14 protein-coding genes are annotated in these 17,411 nt (G+C 65.9%); 7 read left to right on the top strand and 7 right to left on the bottom strand.

From position 1 onward, the window contains the following. Positions 1 to 24 precede the first annotated feature (24 nt). Positions 25 to 1,143 (top strand): FUSC family protein, encoded by a 1,119-nt coding sequence (locus tag V6M49_RS11805; RefSeq protein WP_442959719.1) that lies wholly within the window; start codon positions 25 to 27, stop codon positions 1,141 to 1,143. Here the strand turns inward: V6M49_RS11805 and V6M49_RS11800 are convergent. Genes V6M49_RS11800 through V6M49_RS11790 form a run of 3 tightly spaced genes read right to left on the bottom strand, consistent with a single transcriptional unit; the run spans position 1,140 to position 4,780 of the window. Next, complete coding sequence (locus tag V6M49_RS11800; RefSeq protein WP_332761221.1) at positions 1,140 to 2,066, bottom strand: MaoC family dehydratase; 927 nt, start codon at positions 2,064 to 2,066, stop codon at positions 1,140 to 1,142. The genes V6M49_RS11805 and V6M49_RS11800 overlap by 4 nt on opposite strands. Beyond that, complete coding sequence (locus V6M49_RS11795; RefSeq protein ID WP_332761220.1) at positions 2,063 to 3,403, bottom strand: 3-oxoacyl-ACP reductase; 1,341 nt, start codon at positions 3,401 to 3,403, stop codon at positions 2,063 to 2,065. Before V6M49_RS11795 ends, V6M49_RS11800 begins: the two co-directional genes overlap by 4 nt. 9 nt (positions 3,404 to 3,412) lie before the next feature. After that, entirely contained in the window at positions 3,413 to 4,780 is a 1,368-nt protein-coding gene (locus V6M49_RS11790; protein WP_332761219.1) for an acetyl-CoA C-acetyltransferase, read from the bottom strand. Between the two features lie 61 nt (positions 4,781 to 4,841). Between V6M49_RS11790 and V6M49_RS11785 the strand changes: the two genes are divergently transcribed. Both V6M49_RS11785 and V6M49_RS11780 read left to right on the top strand, forming a co-directional pair. Beyond that, positions 4,842 to 5,534 carry a TetR/AcrR family transcriptional regulator gene (locus V6M49_RS11785; protein ID WP_371706668.1) on the top strand — a complete coding sequence of 231 codons (693 nt, stop codon included), beginning with the start codon at positions 4,842 to 4,844 and terminating at the stop codon, positions 5,532 to 5,534. A gap of 53 nt (positions 5,535 to 5,587) precedes the next feature. After that, the gene (locus V6M49_RS11780) at positions 5,588 to 7,750 is read left to right on the top strand and encodes an acyl-CoA dehydrogenase family protein (protein ID WP_246848524.1); all 2,163 of its coding nucleotides are present in this window, start codon (positions 5,588 to 5,590) and stop codon (positions 7,748 to 7,750) included. A 135-nt stretch (positions 7,751 to 7,885) separates the two neighbouring features. Here V6M49_RS11780 and glgA read toward each other — a convergent pair whose 3' ends face one another. Then, positions 7,886 to 9,109 carry a glycogen synthase gene (glgA, locus tag V6M49_RS11775; protein ID WP_332761218.1) on the bottom strand — a complete coding sequence of 408 codons (1,224 nt, stop codon included), beginning with the start codon at positions 9,107 to 9,109 and terminating at the stop codon, positions 7,886 to 7,888. A 101-nt stretch (positions 9,110 to 9,210) separates the two neighbouring features. On the opposite strand from glgA, the gene glgC reads away from it, so the two are divergent. The 3 genes from glgC (at position 9,211) to V6M49_RS11760 (ending at position 12,743) form a co-directional block, all read left to right on the top strand. Further along, on the top strand, positions 9,211 to 10,620 hold the full coding sequence (gene glgC / locus V6M49_RS11770; protein WP_058932488.1) for a glucose-1-phosphate adenylyltransferase: 1,410 nt from the start codon (positions 9,211 to 9,213) through the stop codon (positions 10,618 to 10,620). Between the two features lie 83 nt (positions 10,621 to 10,703). Next, complete coding sequence (locus V6M49_RS11765; protein WP_332761217.1) at positions 10,704 to 12,155, top strand: SDR family NAD(P)-dependent oxidoreductase; 1,452 nt, start codon at positions 10,704 to 10,706, stop codon at positions 12,153 to 12,155. 75 nt (positions 12,156 to 12,230) lie between these two features. Beyond that, positions 12,231 to 12,743, top strand: coding sequence for a pyridoxamine 5'-phosphate oxidase family protein (locus V6M49_RS11760; RefSeq protein ID WP_141142077.1), 513 nt, complete (start codon positions 12,231 to 12,233; stop codon positions 12,741 to 12,743). Between the two features lie 45 nt (positions 12,744 to 12,788). On the opposite strand, the gene V6M49_RS11755 is transcribed toward V6M49_RS11760, so the two are convergent. The 3 genes from V6M49_RS11755 to V6M49_RS11745 form a co-directional block, all read right to left on the bottom strand. Beyond that, a complete protein-coding gene (locus tag V6M49_RS11755; RefSeq protein WP_332761216.1) occupies positions 12,789 to 13,640 on the bottom strand; it encodes a transglutaminase family protein in 852 nt (283 codons plus the stop codon). Further along, complete coding sequence (locus tag V6M49_RS11750) at positions 13,637 to 14,563, bottom strand: alpha-E domain-containing protein (RefSeq protein ID WP_056339904.1); 927 nt, start codon at positions 14,561 to 14,563, stop codon at positions 13,637 to 13,639. Before V6M49_RS11750 ends, V6M49_RS11755 begins: the two co-directional genes overlap by 4 nt. Positions 14,564 to 14,638: 75 nt before the next feature. Then, the gene (locus tag V6M49_RS11745; protein WP_141140604.1) at positions 14,639 to 16,195 is read right to left on the bottom strand and encodes a circularly permuted type 2 ATP-grasp protein; all 1,557 of its coding nucleotides are present in this window, start codon (positions 16,193 to 16,195) and stop codon (positions 14,639 to 14,641) included. Positions 16,196 to 16,394: 199 nt separating this feature from the next. On the opposite strand from V6M49_RS11745, the gene V6M49_RS11740 reads away from it, so the two are divergent. Further along, positions 16,395 to 17,384 carry a YeiH family protein gene (locus V6M49_RS11740; protein ID WP_442959720.1) on the top strand — a complete coding sequence of 330 codons (990 nt, stop codon included), beginning with the start codon at positions 16,395 to 16,397 and terminating at the stop codon, positions 17,382 to 17,384. Positions 17,385 to 17,411: the final 27 nt, after the last annotated feature.

The following is a 17,411-nucleotide window of genomic DNA, read 5'->3' as shown; positions in this document are numbered from 1 at the left end:
ACGGCTGCACCTAGTGTGGGGCTGATGGGTGATACTCAAGCGCAGCCGGAGGGCGGGCCTTCCGGTGGAACCCGAATCCTGCGGAATTCGGTGGCCGGTCTCTCGTCGGCATTCACAGTACAGCGCCTGCAGCTGGCGGCGAAGGCAGCTCTGGCCGCCGGCCTCGCTTTCGCCATTGCTCCCCTGATGCCGGGATCTGCTGCCGAGTATCCGTACTATGCGCCGCTCGGCGCCCTGGTGTCGATGTACCGCAACGTGGCCGGATCCTTCCGGCAGGGTCTCCAGGCGCTTGTCGGACTCGCCCTGGGTATCGGGCTCGCCTTTGCGCTGGTCAGTGTCGGTGATCCGTCACCGCTGTCTGTTGCGGTAGTTATGGGACTCGGCGTGCTGCTCGGCGGTCTCCCCCGCATCGGCTCGGGCAGCGATTGGATTCCGACGGCGGCGCTGCTGGTCCTGCTGGTGGGGGGAAGCAACCGGGACGACTTTTCCTTCGGCTACCTCATCCAGATGGGCGTCGGCGTCGCCGTGGGCATTGCCGTCAATTTCCTGGTCTTTCCTCCCCTGCATTTCGACGCGGCGGCCACCAGCCTCGGCAAACTCCGGCTGGCCCTCGGGCGGCAACTGACTGACATGGGAACGGCCCTGACTGAAAAGTGGCCTCCCGAGCATGAGGACTGGTCCCGCCGGTCCACCGAGCTGGCCGAAGCAGCCAGCACGGTCCGCCATCTCGTGCAGGAGGCTGACGCCAGCCGGCGGGCCAATCCGCGCCGGCGGCTCCATCCCCGCGACGTGGATCTCGATTACCGCAATCTTCGTGAGCTGGAGCGGGTGACGTTCCACATCCAGGACATGACAGAAGTCCTGTCCGATGTCATCTGGACAGACGACGCACCTTATACGGTGCCTTTCAACGACAGTGCGCCCCTGGCCACGGCCATGACCGCCACCGGCGAACTCCTGGCCTCGTTCGACGGTGAGGATGAAGCAGAGCAGCGGCGGCTGTTCGCTGCCGCAAAGTCGGCGGTGGAGGCCGGTATGGCAACGGTTGCGGAGCGGGCCCAGGAGGATTCGGCCGTGACAGCGTCCGAGTCCATCCTCCTGAGCCTGCACCGTATCGTCAGGGCTGTGCGGCCGGCGTCCTAGAGCGGTGCCACGGCGCCGCTGAAGTGGCGGCGGCCGGAGCGGGGGTTCCACGCCACAAATTCGGCCCGCTGCCAGCCTTCGCCAGGCGTCTGTGCCGTGGTGATATCCAGGGCGGTGATAGCCAAGGCAACGCGGGCAGGAAGGAATACTGGAGCCTCGAACGTGACATCCCACGTGAACGATTCGCCCTTGGCCGGCCCGACATCCGCGAGGGCCCTCGAGGCAAGGTACATCCCGTGCGCGATGGAGCGGCGCATGCCCAGGGCCTTGGCAGAAAGCACGCTCAGGTGGATGGGGTTGAAGTCGCCTGAAACGGCGGCATACGCCCTTCCCGTATCGACCCCCAAATGCCAAATCGCGGTGGGGTCCGGAGGCGTGAAATCGGCCTGTCCGTTGTGGGGCGTTGGCTTGTCGATGCCGGGGAGGAACACACCCTTGGCCAGGTAGGAGGAGCGCCCGGTCCATTTGATGTCCGGCGTATCCGCTCCACGGATCTCTGCCACAACGTCAAGTTGCGTGCCGGACCGGTGGCCCCGGAGGTTCTCAACCCTGGCCTGGATGTCCAGCGATTCCGTGAAGAGCACCGGCGACCTCTGCTCCACATGGTTGCTGAGATGGACCATGCCCAGGAGTGGCAGCGGGAAATCGTCGCGGTTCATGACACTCATGGCCAGCGGGAACGCCAGTGCGTGGAGGTATCCGGCCGGCAGGGTGTCCCTGGCAGCCAGCCCGATGAGGTGCTGGTAGGCGGTGAGGTTGCCGACGTCGGCCCTTACCCCGCGCACTTCGTGGCTAGTGACCGGAAGGTTTGATCCGTTGTGCGTGCCCAACACGCGCCGCCGCGCGGTCTGCGCTGCGGCATTGACGTAGAGCTTGGACAGGGACGGCATCTCACCCAGGATGACCGGCTGGACAGTACTCATGCCCCCACCAGGTTCTGTCCGCAGATCCGCAGCACGTCGCCGTTGATGCCCCCGGCGGCGTCGCTCGCCAGAAAGGCAATGGCCTCCGCGACGTCGGACGGTTGGCCACCTTGCTGCAGCGAATTCAGCCGCCGCCCCACTTCGCGGACGGCAAACGGGATCCGTGCTGTCATGTCCGTTTCGATGAATCCGGGCGCCACCGCGTTGATGGTCCCGCCGTTCGCCGCCAGAAGGGGCGCAGAAGCGCGCACCATACCCATCACGCCGCCCTTGGACGCCGCGTAGTTGGTCTGGCCGCGGTTGCCCGCGATGCCGCTGGTGGATGCCACCGAGACAATCCGTGGTGAATTACGGAAGTGTTCGGAAGCAAGGAGCGCTTCGTTGATTCTCAGCTGGGCGGCGATGTTGATGTTCAGGACGGAGGCCCAGCGGCCGTGGTCCATATTGGCGAGCAGCTTGTCCCGGGTAATTCCTGCGTTGTGGATGACGATGTCCAGACGGCCGTGACGCTGCACGGCGTGGTCGATGATCCGCTGGCCGGCGTCTGCGCTGCTGATATCCAGTTGAAGCGCCGTGCCGCGGACTTCGTTGGCGACGGCGGCCAAATGGTCCCCGGCTGCCGGGATGTCTACGAGCACCAGGGTGGCCCCGTCCCGGTGGAGGGTACGGGCAATAGCTGCCCCGATGCCGCGGGCGGCGCCGGTGACCACGGCAACCTTGCCGGCGAGCGGCTTCTCGAAGTCCGGGGGCAGCTGGCCCTGCTCGGTTGAGACAGTCAGGAACTGGCCATCCACGAATGCCGACCGGCCGGACAGAAAGAACCGCAGGGCGGCCAGGGCGCTGGGGCTGGTGCTCTGGACACCTTCTGCCAGGACGATGCCGTTCGCTGTTGCGCCGGCCCGGAGTTCCTTGGCAAGCGACCGCAGGAAGCCATCCACGCCTTGCCGGGCAGCCGACTGTGCCGGGGACGCGGTTTCGGCGGCCGGCCGGGAGATGGTGATGACGCGGGCGCTGGGCCCGAGATCACGCAGTGAGGCCGCGGCGGACAGCACAGGCTTTTCAAGATCCTCGGGCCGGGTCAGCTCATCCAGGACCAGAATGATCGCGCCAAGTCTTTCGCGGGGAACGGCGTGGCGCCGGACGTCCAGGTCCCAGGAGAGCAGCTTGGCGGCCAGTTCGTCGGCACCAGCGGTGTTGCCCTGGACGAGGACGGGACCGGTGACCAGGGGCTGGCCCGGCTTGAAGCGGCGCAGCACGGCAGGCTGGGGCAGGCCCAGCCGTTTGGCGATGTTCTTGCCTACGCCCTGGTTGACGAGCGTGGTGTATTTATCCGTCATCCGGTGCCCCTAGAGTGCTTCGAGTATCGCGACGACGCCCTGGCCGCCGGCAGCGCAGATGGAAATAAGTCCGCGCGCAGGCCTTCCCTCGACGGTGCCTTTGGCCTGCAGCATCTTGGCCAGCGAGGCCACAATGCGTCCGCCGGTGGCGGCGAACGGGTGGCCCGCGGCCAGGGAGGAGCCGTTGACGTTCAGCTTGGTGCGGTCGATGCTGCCGAATGCACCCTCAAGTCCCAGCCGGGTGCGGCCGAACTCATCATCTTCCCAGGCGGCCAGGGTGCTCAGGACAGTCCCGGCGAAGGCTTCGTGGATCTCAAAGAAGTCGAAGTCATCCAGCGTCAGTCCGTTGCGGGCCAGCAGCCTGGGGACCGCAAACGCGGGAGCCATAAGGAGTCCGTCCTTGCCGTGGACGAAGTCCACAGCGGCAGCTTCACCATCCACGACGGTGGCGAGCTTCGGAAGGTCATGGGCATCAGCCCAGTCATCGGATGCGAGCAGGACCGTGGAGGCCCCGTCGGTCAGCGGTGTGGAGTTTCCCGCCGTCATGGTGGCCGCGGCGCCGAGGCTCTTCCCGAAGACGGGTTTGAGGGTAGCCAGCTTCTCCAAAGTGGTGTCCGCCCTCAGGTTGGAGTCCTTGGCGAGGCCTCGGTAAGGCGTCAGGAGGTCATCGAAGAATCCTGCGTCATACGCGGCGGAAAGGTTGCGGTGGCTGTTGAATGCCAACTCATCCTGCGTCTCGCGCGAAATGTTCCATTGCGCGGTGGTCAGCGCCTGGTGCTCACCCATGGACAGGCCGGTGCGTGGCTCCCCCGTACTCGGAGCATCGGGGGCCAGGTCCTTGGGCCGCAGGCGGCTGAGTACCTGCAGGCGCTGGGGCAGCGTCTTGGCGCGGTTGAGGTCCAGGAGTATCTCGCGGAGGCCTTCACTGACAGCAATGGGGGCATCTGACGCCGAGTCGACACCACCGGCGATGGCGGAATCGATCTGGCCCAGTTTGATCTTGTTGGCCAGGCCCAGAACCGTTTCGAGGCCGGTGGCGCACGCCTGTTGCAGGTCGTAGGCCGGAGTTTCCGCCGACAACGCCGAACCCAGGACTGCCTCGCGGGTGAGGTTGAAGTCGCGGGAGTGCTTGAGTACGGCCCCCGCCGCAACCTCGCCGATCCGCTCATCCTGGAGGCCAAACCTGGCGATAAGACCGTCCAGTGCGGCAGTGAGCATGTCCTGGTTGGATGACTTCGTGTAGGCCCCGCCGGACCGGGCAAACGGGATCCGGTTACCACCCACAATTACGGCCCGGCGGACTGGACGCGCCGCGCCGGAAGTCGTGGGGCTGGCGAATTCGTGGGGTCCGGTGCCGGACGGTCCATTGACGGACATGGGTGACTCCTCTGATCTGCGACGGTTACCGATACCCAGCGTACCTGATACGCTGAGTATCGTGAACAACCTCCACACAGAAGTCCCGACGCCGGCTGCCGGCGCAATTGCCGACGGCCGTTCGGCCCGCTGGCAGACCCACCGGGAGGAACGACGCCGGGAGCTCATCAAGTCCGCACGCCGCGCGGTCCACGCGCTGGGCAGCGATGCCTCCATGGAGGAGATTGCAGCGGCCGCCGGCACCTCAAAGTCGGTCTTCTACCGCTATTTCGGCGATAAGGCAGGGCTTCAGCACGCCGTCGGGGAAGTTGTCCTGAGCCAGATGCAGCGCAAGATCCGCGAAGCGGCGCAGGGTGCCCAGACTCCTCGGGAAGGGCTGCTTGCCATGATTTCTGCCTATCTCCAGATGGCGGAAACCAGCCCCAATGTCTACAGTTTCGTCACCCGCTATGCGCCGGTGGATGCGGAAAACCACCAGGGATCGGCGGCCATTTCGGGAGCCCTTGGCCACTTCTTCGATTCCATCGCTGAGATGATCGCCGCGCCAATGCGGACCCACCTCGGCGAAGGCAAGGAATCGGTGATCGGCTACTGGCCCACGGCGGCCATCGGCCTGGTCCGAAATGCCGGTGAGCAATGGCTCAGCACGCCGGCTTCGGCGGCGAAGCCGGACCAGGAAGCCATGGCCCGCCAGATCACGGCCTGGTTATGCGTGGGGATCGCCCCCGAGCTTAGCCCCGCCAGCGCGACATGATTCCGCCCCAAGAACCTCACACCCTCCTGTCAGAACCAACGAAGGACATTGACATGACCGAAGTAGTGGACCGCCCCACCGGCCCGGACGCCGCCGTAACGGATACAGCCGCAGCTAATGCCGCTGTAGCGAACACAGCCGCTGCGGGCCCAGCGGCCACCAGCCCCAGCGCCAACGATGGCTCGGCTGTGCAGCCCGCCGTCGACGTTGCCGCCCTCGGCGAGCAACTCCTGGGCAAATGGGCGGACTCCCGTCGCCAATCCCGCGCGCTGGCCAGTGACCCTGCACTGCATAAAATTGAAGGACTGACGCACACCGAACACCGGACGCGAACCTTCGGCCAGTTGAAGTACCTCGTGGACAACAGCGCCGTACACCGGGCCTTCCCGTCGGCGCTGGGCGGTTCCGATGACCACGGCGGCAACATCGCGGCGTTCGAGGAACTGGTCACCGCCGACCCGTCCCTGCAGATTAAGGCTGGTGTCCAGTGGGGCCTCTTCGGCTCGGCCGTGATGCACCTGGGCACGCAGCAGCACCACACCAACTGGCTTCCAGGCATCATGAGCCTGGAGATCCCCGGCTGCTTCGCCATGACGGAGACCGGTCACGGTTCCGATGTGGCCAGCATCGCCACCACCGCGACCTACGACGTCAAAACCCAGGAATTTGTGGTCCACACACCGTTCCGCGCTGCGTGGAAGGACTACATCGGCAATGCAGCCATCGACGGCCTCGGCGCCGTCGTTTTCGCCCAGCTCGTGACAAATGGCGTCAACCATGGCGTGCACGCCTTCTACGTTGACCTCCGGGACCCCCAGACCAAGGAGTTCATGCCCGGGATTGGTGGGGAGGACGACGGAGTCAAGGGCGGCCTCAACGGGATCGACAACGGACGGCTTCATTTCGACAACGTCCGCATCCCCCGCACGAACCTGCTGAACCGCTACGGCGATGTGGCACCTGACGGGACCTACACGTCGTCCATTGCCAGCCCCGGCCGCCGCTTTTTCACCATGCTTGGAACCCTCGTCCAGGGCCGCGTGTCATTGGACGGCGCGGCCGTGGCGGCGTCGAAGATCGCCCTGACGGCAGCCATCCGCTACGCCACCGAACGGCGCCAGTTTAACGCGTCGTCTCACACTGACGAAGAGGTCCTCCTGGACTACCAGCGCCACCAGCGGCGCCTGTTTACCCGGCTGGCCACGACGTATGCCGCGGGCTTCGCGCACGAGCAGCTCCTCCAGAAATTCGACGACGTCTTTTCCGGCGCCCACGATACTGACGAGGACCGGCAGGATTTGGAAACCCTTGCCGCAGCCCTGAAGCCGCTGAGCACCTGGCATGCCCTTGACACCCTGCAGGAATGCCGCGAGGCGTGCGGCGGCGCCGGCTTCCTGATCGAAAACCGCTTCGCCTCCCTCCGGGCGGACCTGGACGTCTATGTCACGTTTGAAGGCGACAACACCGTGCTGCTCCAGCTTGTGGCCAAGCGCCTCCTGGCCGACTACGCCAAGGAGTTCAGGAATGTCGATTTTGGCGTCCTGGCCCGCTACGTGGTGGCTCAGGCAACGGGCGTGGCGATCCATCGCACCGGTCTGCGGCAGGTGGCACAGTTTGTCGCCGATACCGGATCAGTCCAGAAGGCTGCCATTGCGCTCCGGGACGAGGAAGGCCAGCGCGCCCTCCTGGCCGACCGCGTCCAGACCATGGTGGCCGACGTCGGGGCGGCCCTGAAGGGCGCCAACAAGCTGCCCGTCGAAAAGGGGGCGGCCCTCTTCAACCAGCACCAGAACGAGCTGATAGATGCTGCCCAGGCCCACGCGGAGCTCCTGCAATGGGAGGCGTTCACGGCGGCCCTGGAAGACGTCACGGACCCCGGCACCAAGCGGGTCCTGACCTGGCTGCGCGACCTGTTCGGCCTGTCGCTGATCGAAAAGAACCTGTCCTGGTACCTGATGAACGGCAGGCTCTCCATGCAGCGGGCACGCACGGTGGGTGATTACATCAACCGGCTCCTGGTCAAGATCAGGCCCCACGCCCTGGACCTGGTGGACGCCTTCGGGTACGGCGACGAGCACGTGCGCGCATCGATCGCCACCGGTGCCGAGAAGTCCCGGCAGGACGAGGCCCGCGCCTACGTCAGGGCACAGCGGGCCAGCGGCAACGCGCCCGTCGACGAAAAAGTGCTGCTGGCGCGCACGGCTACCTCCCGATAAAGCAACGCGAGGTCACTTCAAGCCCCTCCGACGCCCCGGAATGGGCACTATGTGACCCCGCGTTGGATCAAGCGTTATGGACGAACGACGGCGCCGGTCCCCTCGGTGGGGGCGGCGCCGTCGTGCGCTGTTTGGTCACTGGTGCTGTTGTTCCTGCCGTCCGTCAGGAAGCACTGAGCGGTAGACCTCGAGGGTGGTCTCGGTGATGGAGTCCCAGGAGAAGTGCTCCTCCGCGCGGCGGCGGCCGGCCTGGCCCATGGCACGTGCCCGATCGGGATCGGACACCACCTCGGTCAGAGCGGCGGCAAATTCCGTCACGAACTTCTCCGGATCAAGCGGCGTGCCGGTACCGTCGGTGACCTGCTCCAGGTCCACCAACAGGCCCGTCTCGCCATGCTGGACCACCTCGGGAATGCCGCCCGTAGCGCTGGCCACCACGGCAGCGCCGCAGGCCATCGCCTCGAGGTTGACGATGCCCAGCGGTTCATAGATGGACGGGCAGGCGAACGCTGTGGCGTGGCTGAGGACCTGGATGAGTTCGTTCCGCGGCAGCATCCGTTCGATCAGGACGACGCCGGTCCGCTGGCTCTGCAGCTCCTCGATCAGGCGTGCAGTTTCTGCGGCGAGCTCGGGGGTATCCGCCGCGCCAAGGCACAGCACGAGCTGCACATCGGCCGGAAGCTTCGCGGCGGCACGCAGGAGGTACGGCACGCCCTTCTGGCGCGTGTTGCGGCCGACAAACACCACGCTCGGCTTATCCGGATCAATGCCCAGGGCGCGGACGGCGTCCTGGTTTTCGTCGCGCTGCCACAGTTCGACGTCGATGCCGTTGTGGACCACCCTGACTTTGGCAGGGTCAACGTCGGGGTAGCTGCGGAGGATGTCCTGGCGCATGCCTTCCGAAACGGCGATGATCGCTGCTGCCGCCTCGTAGGCGGTTTTCTCGACCCAGGAGGACAACGCGTAGCCGCCACCAAGCTGCTCGGCCTTCCACGGCCTCAGCGGCTCCAGGCTGTGGGCACTTAATACGTGCGGGATGCCGTGGAGCAGGGACGCCAGATGCCCGGCCATGTTCGCATACCACGTGTGCGAATGGACCAGATCGGCACCTGCCACGTCCGGCACGATCCGCAGGTCCACCCCGAGCGTCTGGACGGCGGCGTTGGCCGAGCCCAGGTCTTCGGGAACGGAATAGGAGGTCACCCCGGCACCGTGGTAATCGGCGTCGCGGGGTGCACCGAAGGCGCGAACCTGCAGGTCAACATGCTTACTAAGCACCCTGCTCAATTCGGCCACGTGGACTCCGGCGCCTCCGTAGATCTCGGGCGGGAACTCTTTAGTCACAATGTCTATTCGCACGTTACCCAAGGTAGTCGTTCCGCACTATCTGTTCTAGTGTGAAGGAGTCCGGGCATGCCGGACTGTTTGGGGAGATACGAAGGCGTACAGGAGCTACTACCATGCCGTTGAATAAAAGAGTCCTGGCCATTGTCCTCGCGGGCGGCGAGGGAAACAGGCTGATGCCACTGACGGCAGACCGGGCGAAACCTGCAGTGCCCTTTGCCGGCAGTTACCGGCTGATCGACTTTGCGCTGTCCAACCTGGTGAATTCACGCTACCTGCAGATCGTGGTCCTGACCCAGTACAAGTCGCACAGCCTTGACCGCCACATTTCCGAGACCTGGCGGATGTCCACGCAGCTGGGCAATTACGTGGCGTCCGTGCCGGCGCAGCAGCGCGTCGGCAAGAGCTGGTTCCTCGGCAGCGCCAACGCCATCTACCAGTCGCTGAACCTGATCCATGACGCCAACCCCGACATCGTCGTCGTGGTTGGTGCGGACCACGTGTACCGCATGGACTTCGCCCAGATGGTGGAGCAGCATGTGCAGAGCGGCGCCAAGGCCACTGTGGCCGCCGTGCGCCAGCCGTTGAGCATGGCCAACCAGTTCGGTGTGATCGAGGTGGACCAGGAGGACCCGCAGAAGATCGCCGCATTTGTGGAAAAGCCCGCCACAACTCCTGGCCTGGCCGCTGATCCCACCCAGTTCCTGGCTTCCATGGGCAACTACGTTTTCGACGCCGACGCGCTCGTGGATGCCCTTCACGTGGACGCCGAACGGCTCGACACCAAGCACGACATGGGCGGGGACATCATCCCCTACTTCGTCAGCCAGGGCGAGGCCGGAGTCTACGACTTCACCCTCAACGACATCCCCGGCTCCACGGAACGCGACCGGACCTACTGGCGCGACGTCGGCACCATTGATTCGTTCTACGACGCCCACATTGACCTCATCTCGCCGTTGCCTGTGTTCAACCTCTACAACTCTGAATGGCCCATTTACACACGCCAGAGCATCTCCCCGCCCGCCAAGTTCGTCCGCGGTCAGAACGACACCGTGGGCACCGCCCTGGACTCCATCGTGTCCAGCGGCGTGGTCATCTCCGGCGGCGTCGTGGAGGGCTCCGTCCTGTCCAACGACGTCTTTGTGGGGAACGGCAGCAGGGTCATCGACTCGGTCCTGATGGACAAGGTGAACATCGGCGAAGGTGCCGTGGTCAACCGGGCCATCCTGGACAAAAACGTGAAGGTTCCGGCCGGCGCCGCGATCGGCCTGGACCATGACCTGGACCGCGCCCGCGGTTTCAAGGTGACCGACTCCGGCATCACCGTGCTCGCCAAAGGCCAGCAGGTGCCCGAGCCCGGGGACGCGGAACGTGCGCTCGCCGCCAAGAACCTCCACCAGGTACCGGATGCCGTCAAGGCGGCCACAGCCAACTACCCCGAACTCCGCGAATCAGTCGAACAGGCCGCTGCGGTCCACGCGGAAACAGCAGCCCAGGCCGCCCCGGGCGGCCGCCGCGCCTAAACGAAGGACAGCCAGGCCTGGCCGGGCTGCGAACCCCGCGGCACGGTCAGGCTGGATCGTCGCCAGGCTGTAAAATCGGTACAATGAGCTCCCCCGATCTGACGCCTGAGGAAATCCAGGCCTGCCTCAAGGTTTTGAACACCATCCACGTCTACGACGAGGAACACCCCGACTATGTCTCGGTGCGCCGTGCCACCGGGAAGATGTTCAAGGCCGTGAAGCGTCACCGCCGCGTCACCAAGCGGGACCTGATCTCCGAAGCCGACCGGGCCGTCATCGCCCAGACGGCAACGGCAGCACCGGACCGGATCGACGACGAGACCCGCGGCAACAAGCTGGAGACCTCGGCGACGGGCAAGGTGGCCGGGCACCTGATCCGTTCCCGCCCCTGCTATATCTGCAAAAAGCACTACACGCAGGTGGACGCTTTTTATCATCAGCTCTGCCCGGAATGCGCCGCCTTCAGCCACAGCAAGCGGGATGCCCGCACCGACCTGACAGGCCGGCGTGCGCTGCTCACGGGCGGGCGGGCCAAAATCGGCATGTACATCGCGCTGCGCCTGCTTCGGGATGGCGCGCACACCACCATCACCACCAGGTTCCCCAAAGACGCCGCACGCCGTTTTGCGGCAATGGAAGACAGCAGCGAGTGGCTGCACCGGCTCCGGATCGTGGGCATCGACCTGCGCGACCCGTCACAGGTGATGGCCCTGACTGATTCGCTCAACGCCGCGGGCCCCCTGGACATCATCATCAACAACGCCGCCCAGACCGTGCGCCGGTCCGGCAACGCCTACAAGCCACTGGTGGACGCCGAGGACGAGCCGTTGCCCGCCGCGCTCGAACCCGCCAACGGCGGACCGGAACTGGTGACGTTCGGCCACGCCCACGACAAACACCCACTCGCCCTGGCGAGCACCGTCACCGATCACCCCGTGCTGGCCGGCGACGCCATCACCTCACTGGCGCTCTCCACCGGCTCCGCCTCGCTGGAGCGGATCGCCTCCGGAACAGCGATCGACGCCGGCGGGCTCGTCCCGGACCTGGCTGACATCAACAGCTGGACCCAGGTGGTGGACGAGGTTGACCCGCTGGAAATGCTGGAAGTCCAGCTCTGCAACGTCACGGCACCGTTCCTGCTGGTCAGCAGGCTCCGGGACGCCATGAAGCGCTCCACGGCGCACCGGAAGTACATCGTCAACGTCTCCGCCATGGAAGGCCAGTTCTCCCGCGCCTACAAGGGCCCCGGGCATCCGCACACCAACATGGCCAAGGCAGCCCTGAACATGATGACCCGCACCAGCGCCCAGGAAATGCTGGATGCCGACGGGATCCTGATGACTGCGGTGGACACCGGCTGGATCACCGACGAACGGCCGCACTTCACCAAGGTCCGCCTCATGGAGGAGGGCTTCCACGCGCCCCTCGACCTGGTGGACGGCGCCGCCCGCGTCTACGATCCGATCGTGATGGGCGAAAACGGCGAGGACCAGTACGGGGTCTTCCTCAAGGACTACAAGCCCAGCCCCTGGTAGGACGGGCACTGTCCTGAACAGGGTGTTGGGCGTAGGCTCGGCGGCATGAGCAGCGAGCCAATGTCCGGTGAACCAATGTCCGGCGACCCAGCGTCCAACAAGTCAACGTCCAGAGAGTCCAACTCCGGCGAGTCAACGTCCCAGGTCCAGAACCTGGAACACCACGAATGCTGGTCCCTGTTGCGGACGGTTTCGGTAGGCAGGCTGGCCGTCCTGGTGGACGGCCAGCCTGACATCTTCCCCATCAACTACACGGTGGACGGCGGAACATTAGTGTTCCGCACCGGCGCTGGAACCAAGCTGGCCGCCGCCTCGGGAGGTGCCGCTGTGGCGTTGGAGGCCGACGGCGTGGATGCCGTCAGTGGCCTGGCCTGGAGCGTGGTGGTCAAGGGACCGGCAAAGGTCATCACAGGAACCGAAGGCATCCTGGACTCCGCAGCCCTGTACCTCTTCCCATGGCAGGCCGGGAAGAAAGACACCTTTGTCCGGGTGAGCCCGGGAACAGTGACCGGGCGCCGGTTCAAAGTCACCGCACCCATGACCTGGTGGACCCAGCTCAGCGGAGCGGCCAAGGCAGCCCCGGAGTAGTCCTGGGCCGGACCCTGGGCAGGACGAGGAAACGCCCCCGACTGCCTAAGCGAGGCGGGTGATTTCCACGCTCACGCTGAGCGCCGATCCGCCGCCGCCGGACAGGATGCCCTTCAGCGGTGGTACGTCCCGGTAGTCCCGGCCCCTGGCGACGGTGACATGGTAGTCCCCTGCCGGCTTGTGGTTCGTAGGATCCCAGCTGCGCCACTCGCCGTCCCAGAACTCCAGCCACGCATGTGACTGGCCGGCGACCGTCTCGCCGATGGCCGCCGTCGACCGCGGGTGCAGGTAACCGGACACGTAGCGGGCGGGAATGCCGCAGCTGCGCAGCGCGCCTATGGCGAGGTGCGCGAGGTCCTGGCAGACGCCCTGCCGCTGGCCCCACGCTTCCTCTGCGTTGGTGGTGACCGCGGTGGAACCGGACATGTAGGTCATCTCGCCGCGCATCCATTCGAAGATGGCCATGGCGGCCTCGTGCGGGTTCTTGCCCTCCACGACACGTGGAATGATGCCCAGTACTTCGGCACCGGGACCGCTCAGCTGCGACTGCGGCAGCCAGTCGCTGAAATTGTTCAGCGACTCCTTCGATGACAGGACGTCCCAGCCGGCGATGTCAGCGTCCGCGGGGATTTTTTCCGCCCGGTGCACTTCGACGGTGATGTTGGAAACGACCTCAAGGTGGTCGTGCGGCATCTGCATGTCGAAGGCGGTGACTCGTGTTCCCCAGTAGTCCCGGTAGTTGCTCACGGACGCCTGCGACGGCGAGACCTTGAGCACGGATTCAAGGACAACCTGCTGGGGATCGGTCAGGGGTGTCATGCGTGCCTCGTTGTAGGACAGCGTGACGCGCTTGTTGTACTTGTAGGCCGTGGTGTGGATGATGCTCAGCCGGGTCATGAAACTTCTCCCACCCAGGCGAGTTCGTCTGCCTGATTGAAGTATTTACGGGAAATGGCGTCCGAGGCCTGCGAGACGGCCTTCTGCACGCGTTCCATGTGCTCGGGCAGTTCGGACATCAGATCGTCCGTCCGGTGGAACTCGAGGAATGTGCGGGCCTGGCCCACGATCCTGCGGGCGTCGTTGATGAAGCCCACGCGCTGTGCCGATGGGTCCAGCTTCGCGAGGCACTCATCGGCGTCCCGCAGGGCATAGACGATGGACCGCGGGAACAGCCGGTCGAGCAGGAGGAACTCGGCGGCGTGCTGGTCCCCGAAGGCGGCCCGGCGGGTCCGCAGGAACGACTCATAAGCCCCCGCGCAGCGCAGCATGTTGACCCAGGACATGCCGGCAGAGAGGACATCCCGGGTGGAGAGCATCCGCGCGGTCATGTCGGCGCGCTCGAGGGACCGGCCCAACACCAGGAACAGCCAGCTTTCATCATGGCTCACGGTGGTGTCGGCCAGGCCGCTGACCATGGCGGTCCGTTCCAGCGTCCAGTTGCAGAAGCGGTACGTCCCCACCACGTCCTTGCGGTGCTGGCTCAGCCCGTAGTAGGTGGTGTTGAGGCTTTCCCAGAGGCCCGAGGATACGGTCTCGCGGGCACGCCGTGCGTTTTCGCGGGCCGCGCCCAGCGACCCGGCGATGGACGTTGCGCTGGTTTTGTCGTATGCCAGGGCGTGGAGGAGTTCGGGCAGGCCGAAGTCTTCGCTCTGCGGCCGGGCACCCATGACTGCGAGCAGCTCCTGGGCCACCCTGCGGCGTTCGTCCATGGGCAGGTGGTTCAGGCGTTCCAGGTGCACGTCCAGGATGCGGGCGGTGCCGTCGGCCCGCTCCACATAGCGTCCGATCCAAAATAGGGACTCAGCAATACGGCTAAGCATTCGCGGTGACCTCCTGCGCGTCCGAAATCTGTGGGGATGACCCCGTGAACAATTGTGCCGGTTCGATGGCCCGGCTCACTGCTGCTGCTCCGACTGGCGGTCGCGCCAGTTGCTCTCCACTGGCCAGACGGATACCCGCTCGCGGATGGAAATGGTGGGCCGGGGAACAGTTTCCACCGGCACCTGGGGTGAGTCTGCCAGCACCCAGGTGTCCTTGGAGCCGCCGCCCTGGCTGGAGTTCACAATGAGGGAGCCTTCCTTGAGCGCCACCCTGGTGAGTCCGCCGGGGAGTACCCAGACGTCGTCGCCGTCGTTGACAGCGAAGGGGCGCAGGTCCACGTGCCGCGGGCCGAACTTGTCCCCGCCGAGCGTGGGCACGGTGGAAAGCTGCAGCACGGGCTGCGCGATCCAGCCCCGAGGGTCAGCGACGACCCGCTTGCGCAGGGCCTCAAGTTCGTCGTTGGAGGCGTCCGGCCCGATGACCAGGCCTTTGCCGCCGGAGCCGTCCACGGGCTTCACCACAAGCTCAGCCAGGTTGTCCAGGACATACTCCCGGGAGTCTTTCTCCTCCAGCCGGAACGTATCCACGTTCGCGATGACGGGCTCCTCGCTGAGGTAGTAGCGGATGAGATCCGGAACGTAGCTGTAGACAAGTTTGTCGTCGGCCACGCCGTTGCCCACGGCGTTGGCGATGGTCACGCCGCCGGCCCGGGCGGCGTTGACCAGCCCCGGGCAACCGAGCATGGAATCCGAGCGGAACTGCAGGGGGTCCAGGAACTCGTCATCGATGCGTTTGTAGATCACGTCCACGCGCTGCTCACCGGCCGTGGTGCGCATGTAGACGCGGTTGCCGCGGCAGATGAGGTCGCGGCCTTCGACGAGCTCCACGCCCATCAGGCCGGCCAGCAGGGTGTGTTCGAAGTAGGCGCTGTTAAAGACGCCGGGGGTCAGCACCACAACCGTGGGATCGTCGACGCCGGCGGGCGCCGTTTTGCGCAGCGCGGACAGCAGCCGGCGGGGGTACTCTTCGACCGGCCGGATGAGCTGCTGGCCAAACGCTTCGGGCAGGCCCTTGGCCATGGCCCGCCGGTTTTCCAGGACGTAGCTGACGCCGGACGGCACCCGCACATTGTCTTCCAGGACGCGGAAGGTGCCTGCGGCGTCGCGCACCACATCGATGCCGGAGATGTGCACTCGGACTCCGCCGGCCGGCTCGAAGCCGTGCACCTGGCGGTGGAAGTGGGCGCTGGTGGTGACGAGCTGGCGCGGGATGACGCCGTCCGCCACCACATTCATTTTGTCGTAGACATCGTTGAGGAAGGCTTCCAAGGCCCGGACGCGCTGCGCCACGCCCTTTTCCAGCACGGTCCACTCATCGGCGGGGATAACGCGCGGGACGATGTCGAGCGGAAAAGGCCGCTCCTCCCCCGCGAAGTCAAACGTCACACCGCGGTCCAGGAAGGTCCGTGCCATGGAGTCCGCCCGGGCGCTGACGTCAGCGAGGGAGAGCTTGCTAAGGGCATCGGCCACCTGGCCGTACGACTCGCGTGCTTCCTGGCCGGGGGCGAACATCTCGTCGTAGGCGCCGGTACGTTCGGCGGCCTCGGAGTAATCCTGAAATAGGTCTGACATGTCCTTTAGCCAACCATCTTTTTGTTTCGAAATCATTACCGCCATCCATTGTGGCGTGTTGCAGGGAGGCAACGGCGGTTCGTTGAATCCGTGTCCTATCCGGCAAGGTTAGTGAGTGCCAGAGACAACTAATCCCGGGAGCTTCGGAGACGGCGGGAACAGCCGCAGCGGACTGCGCGCCAGGCTTCGTGGACTGAAGATTCGTTCCGGCAGGCTCCTGCCCGGCCTCCTGACGGCCACCCCCGCGCTGGCCGTGGCCTTCGCTGTACATGCTGTGGTGCCGGCACTGCCCGCCATGACCGTCGCGGTGGCGCTGGGCCTGCTCGCCGCGAACCTGCCCGGCACGGCGGTGTGGATCGCCGGACGGGCGCGTCCGGGCCTGGACTTCGCGGGCAAGCACCTGATGCGGGGCGGCATCGTCCTGCTGGGCCTCAAGGTGAGCATCATGGACATCCTGGGCCTCGGCTGGCTGGCAATGGTCCTGATAACGGGCGTGGTGCTGCTGAGTTTCGGCGGCACCTACCTGCTGATGCGGCTGTTCCGGCTGCCGCGTGAGACCGCGCTGCTGGTGGCAACCGGCTTTTCGATCTGCGGGGCGTCCGCCATCGGTGCCATGGCGGCCGTGCGGCGGATCCGGCATGCGGATACTGTCCTGCCGGTGGCGCTGGTGACACTGTGCGGCACGCTGGCGATCGGCATTCTGCCGCTGCTGATGCATCCCCTGCAGTTGAGCCCCCTCGCTTTCGGCGCCTGGACGGGTGCGTCGGTGCACGACGTCGGCCAGGTGGTGGCCACGGCGCAGACCGCCGGCACCGCAGCACTGGGCATCGCCGTCGTCGTTAAGCTCACCCGAGTGCTGCTCCTGGCACCGGTGGTGGCCGTGGCGGGCGTGCACCACCGCATAAGTACGTCAGGACAACATGCGCTGCCGCCGCTGGTGCCCCTGTTCGTGGTGGGGTTTGTGGCCATGGTGGCGCTTCGGTCCACGGACTGGCTCTCGGACGGCTGGCTCGACGCCGGCGCGGGGCTGCAGGACATTCTCCTGGGAGCGGCGCTCTTCGGGCTCGGGTCGGCCGTGCGGATCCGTACGCTCCTGCACACCGGAGCGAGGGCGCTGCTCGCGGCGCTGGCGGCCTGGCTGCTGATCGCGCTGCTGGGCCTGGCAGCGGCCCTGCTGATGACGGCCTAGGCTGGCAGCCGGAGCGGCCGGATGGTG

Source organism: Pseudarthrobacter sp. (assembly GCF_036675385.1).
Classification (GTDB): Bacteria; Actinomycetota; Actinomycetes; order Actinomycetales; family Micrococcaceae; genus Arthrobacter.
The sequence above is the reverse complement of the archived record's forward strand: the minus strand, read 5'-3'. Positions and strand labels throughout refer to the sequence as shown.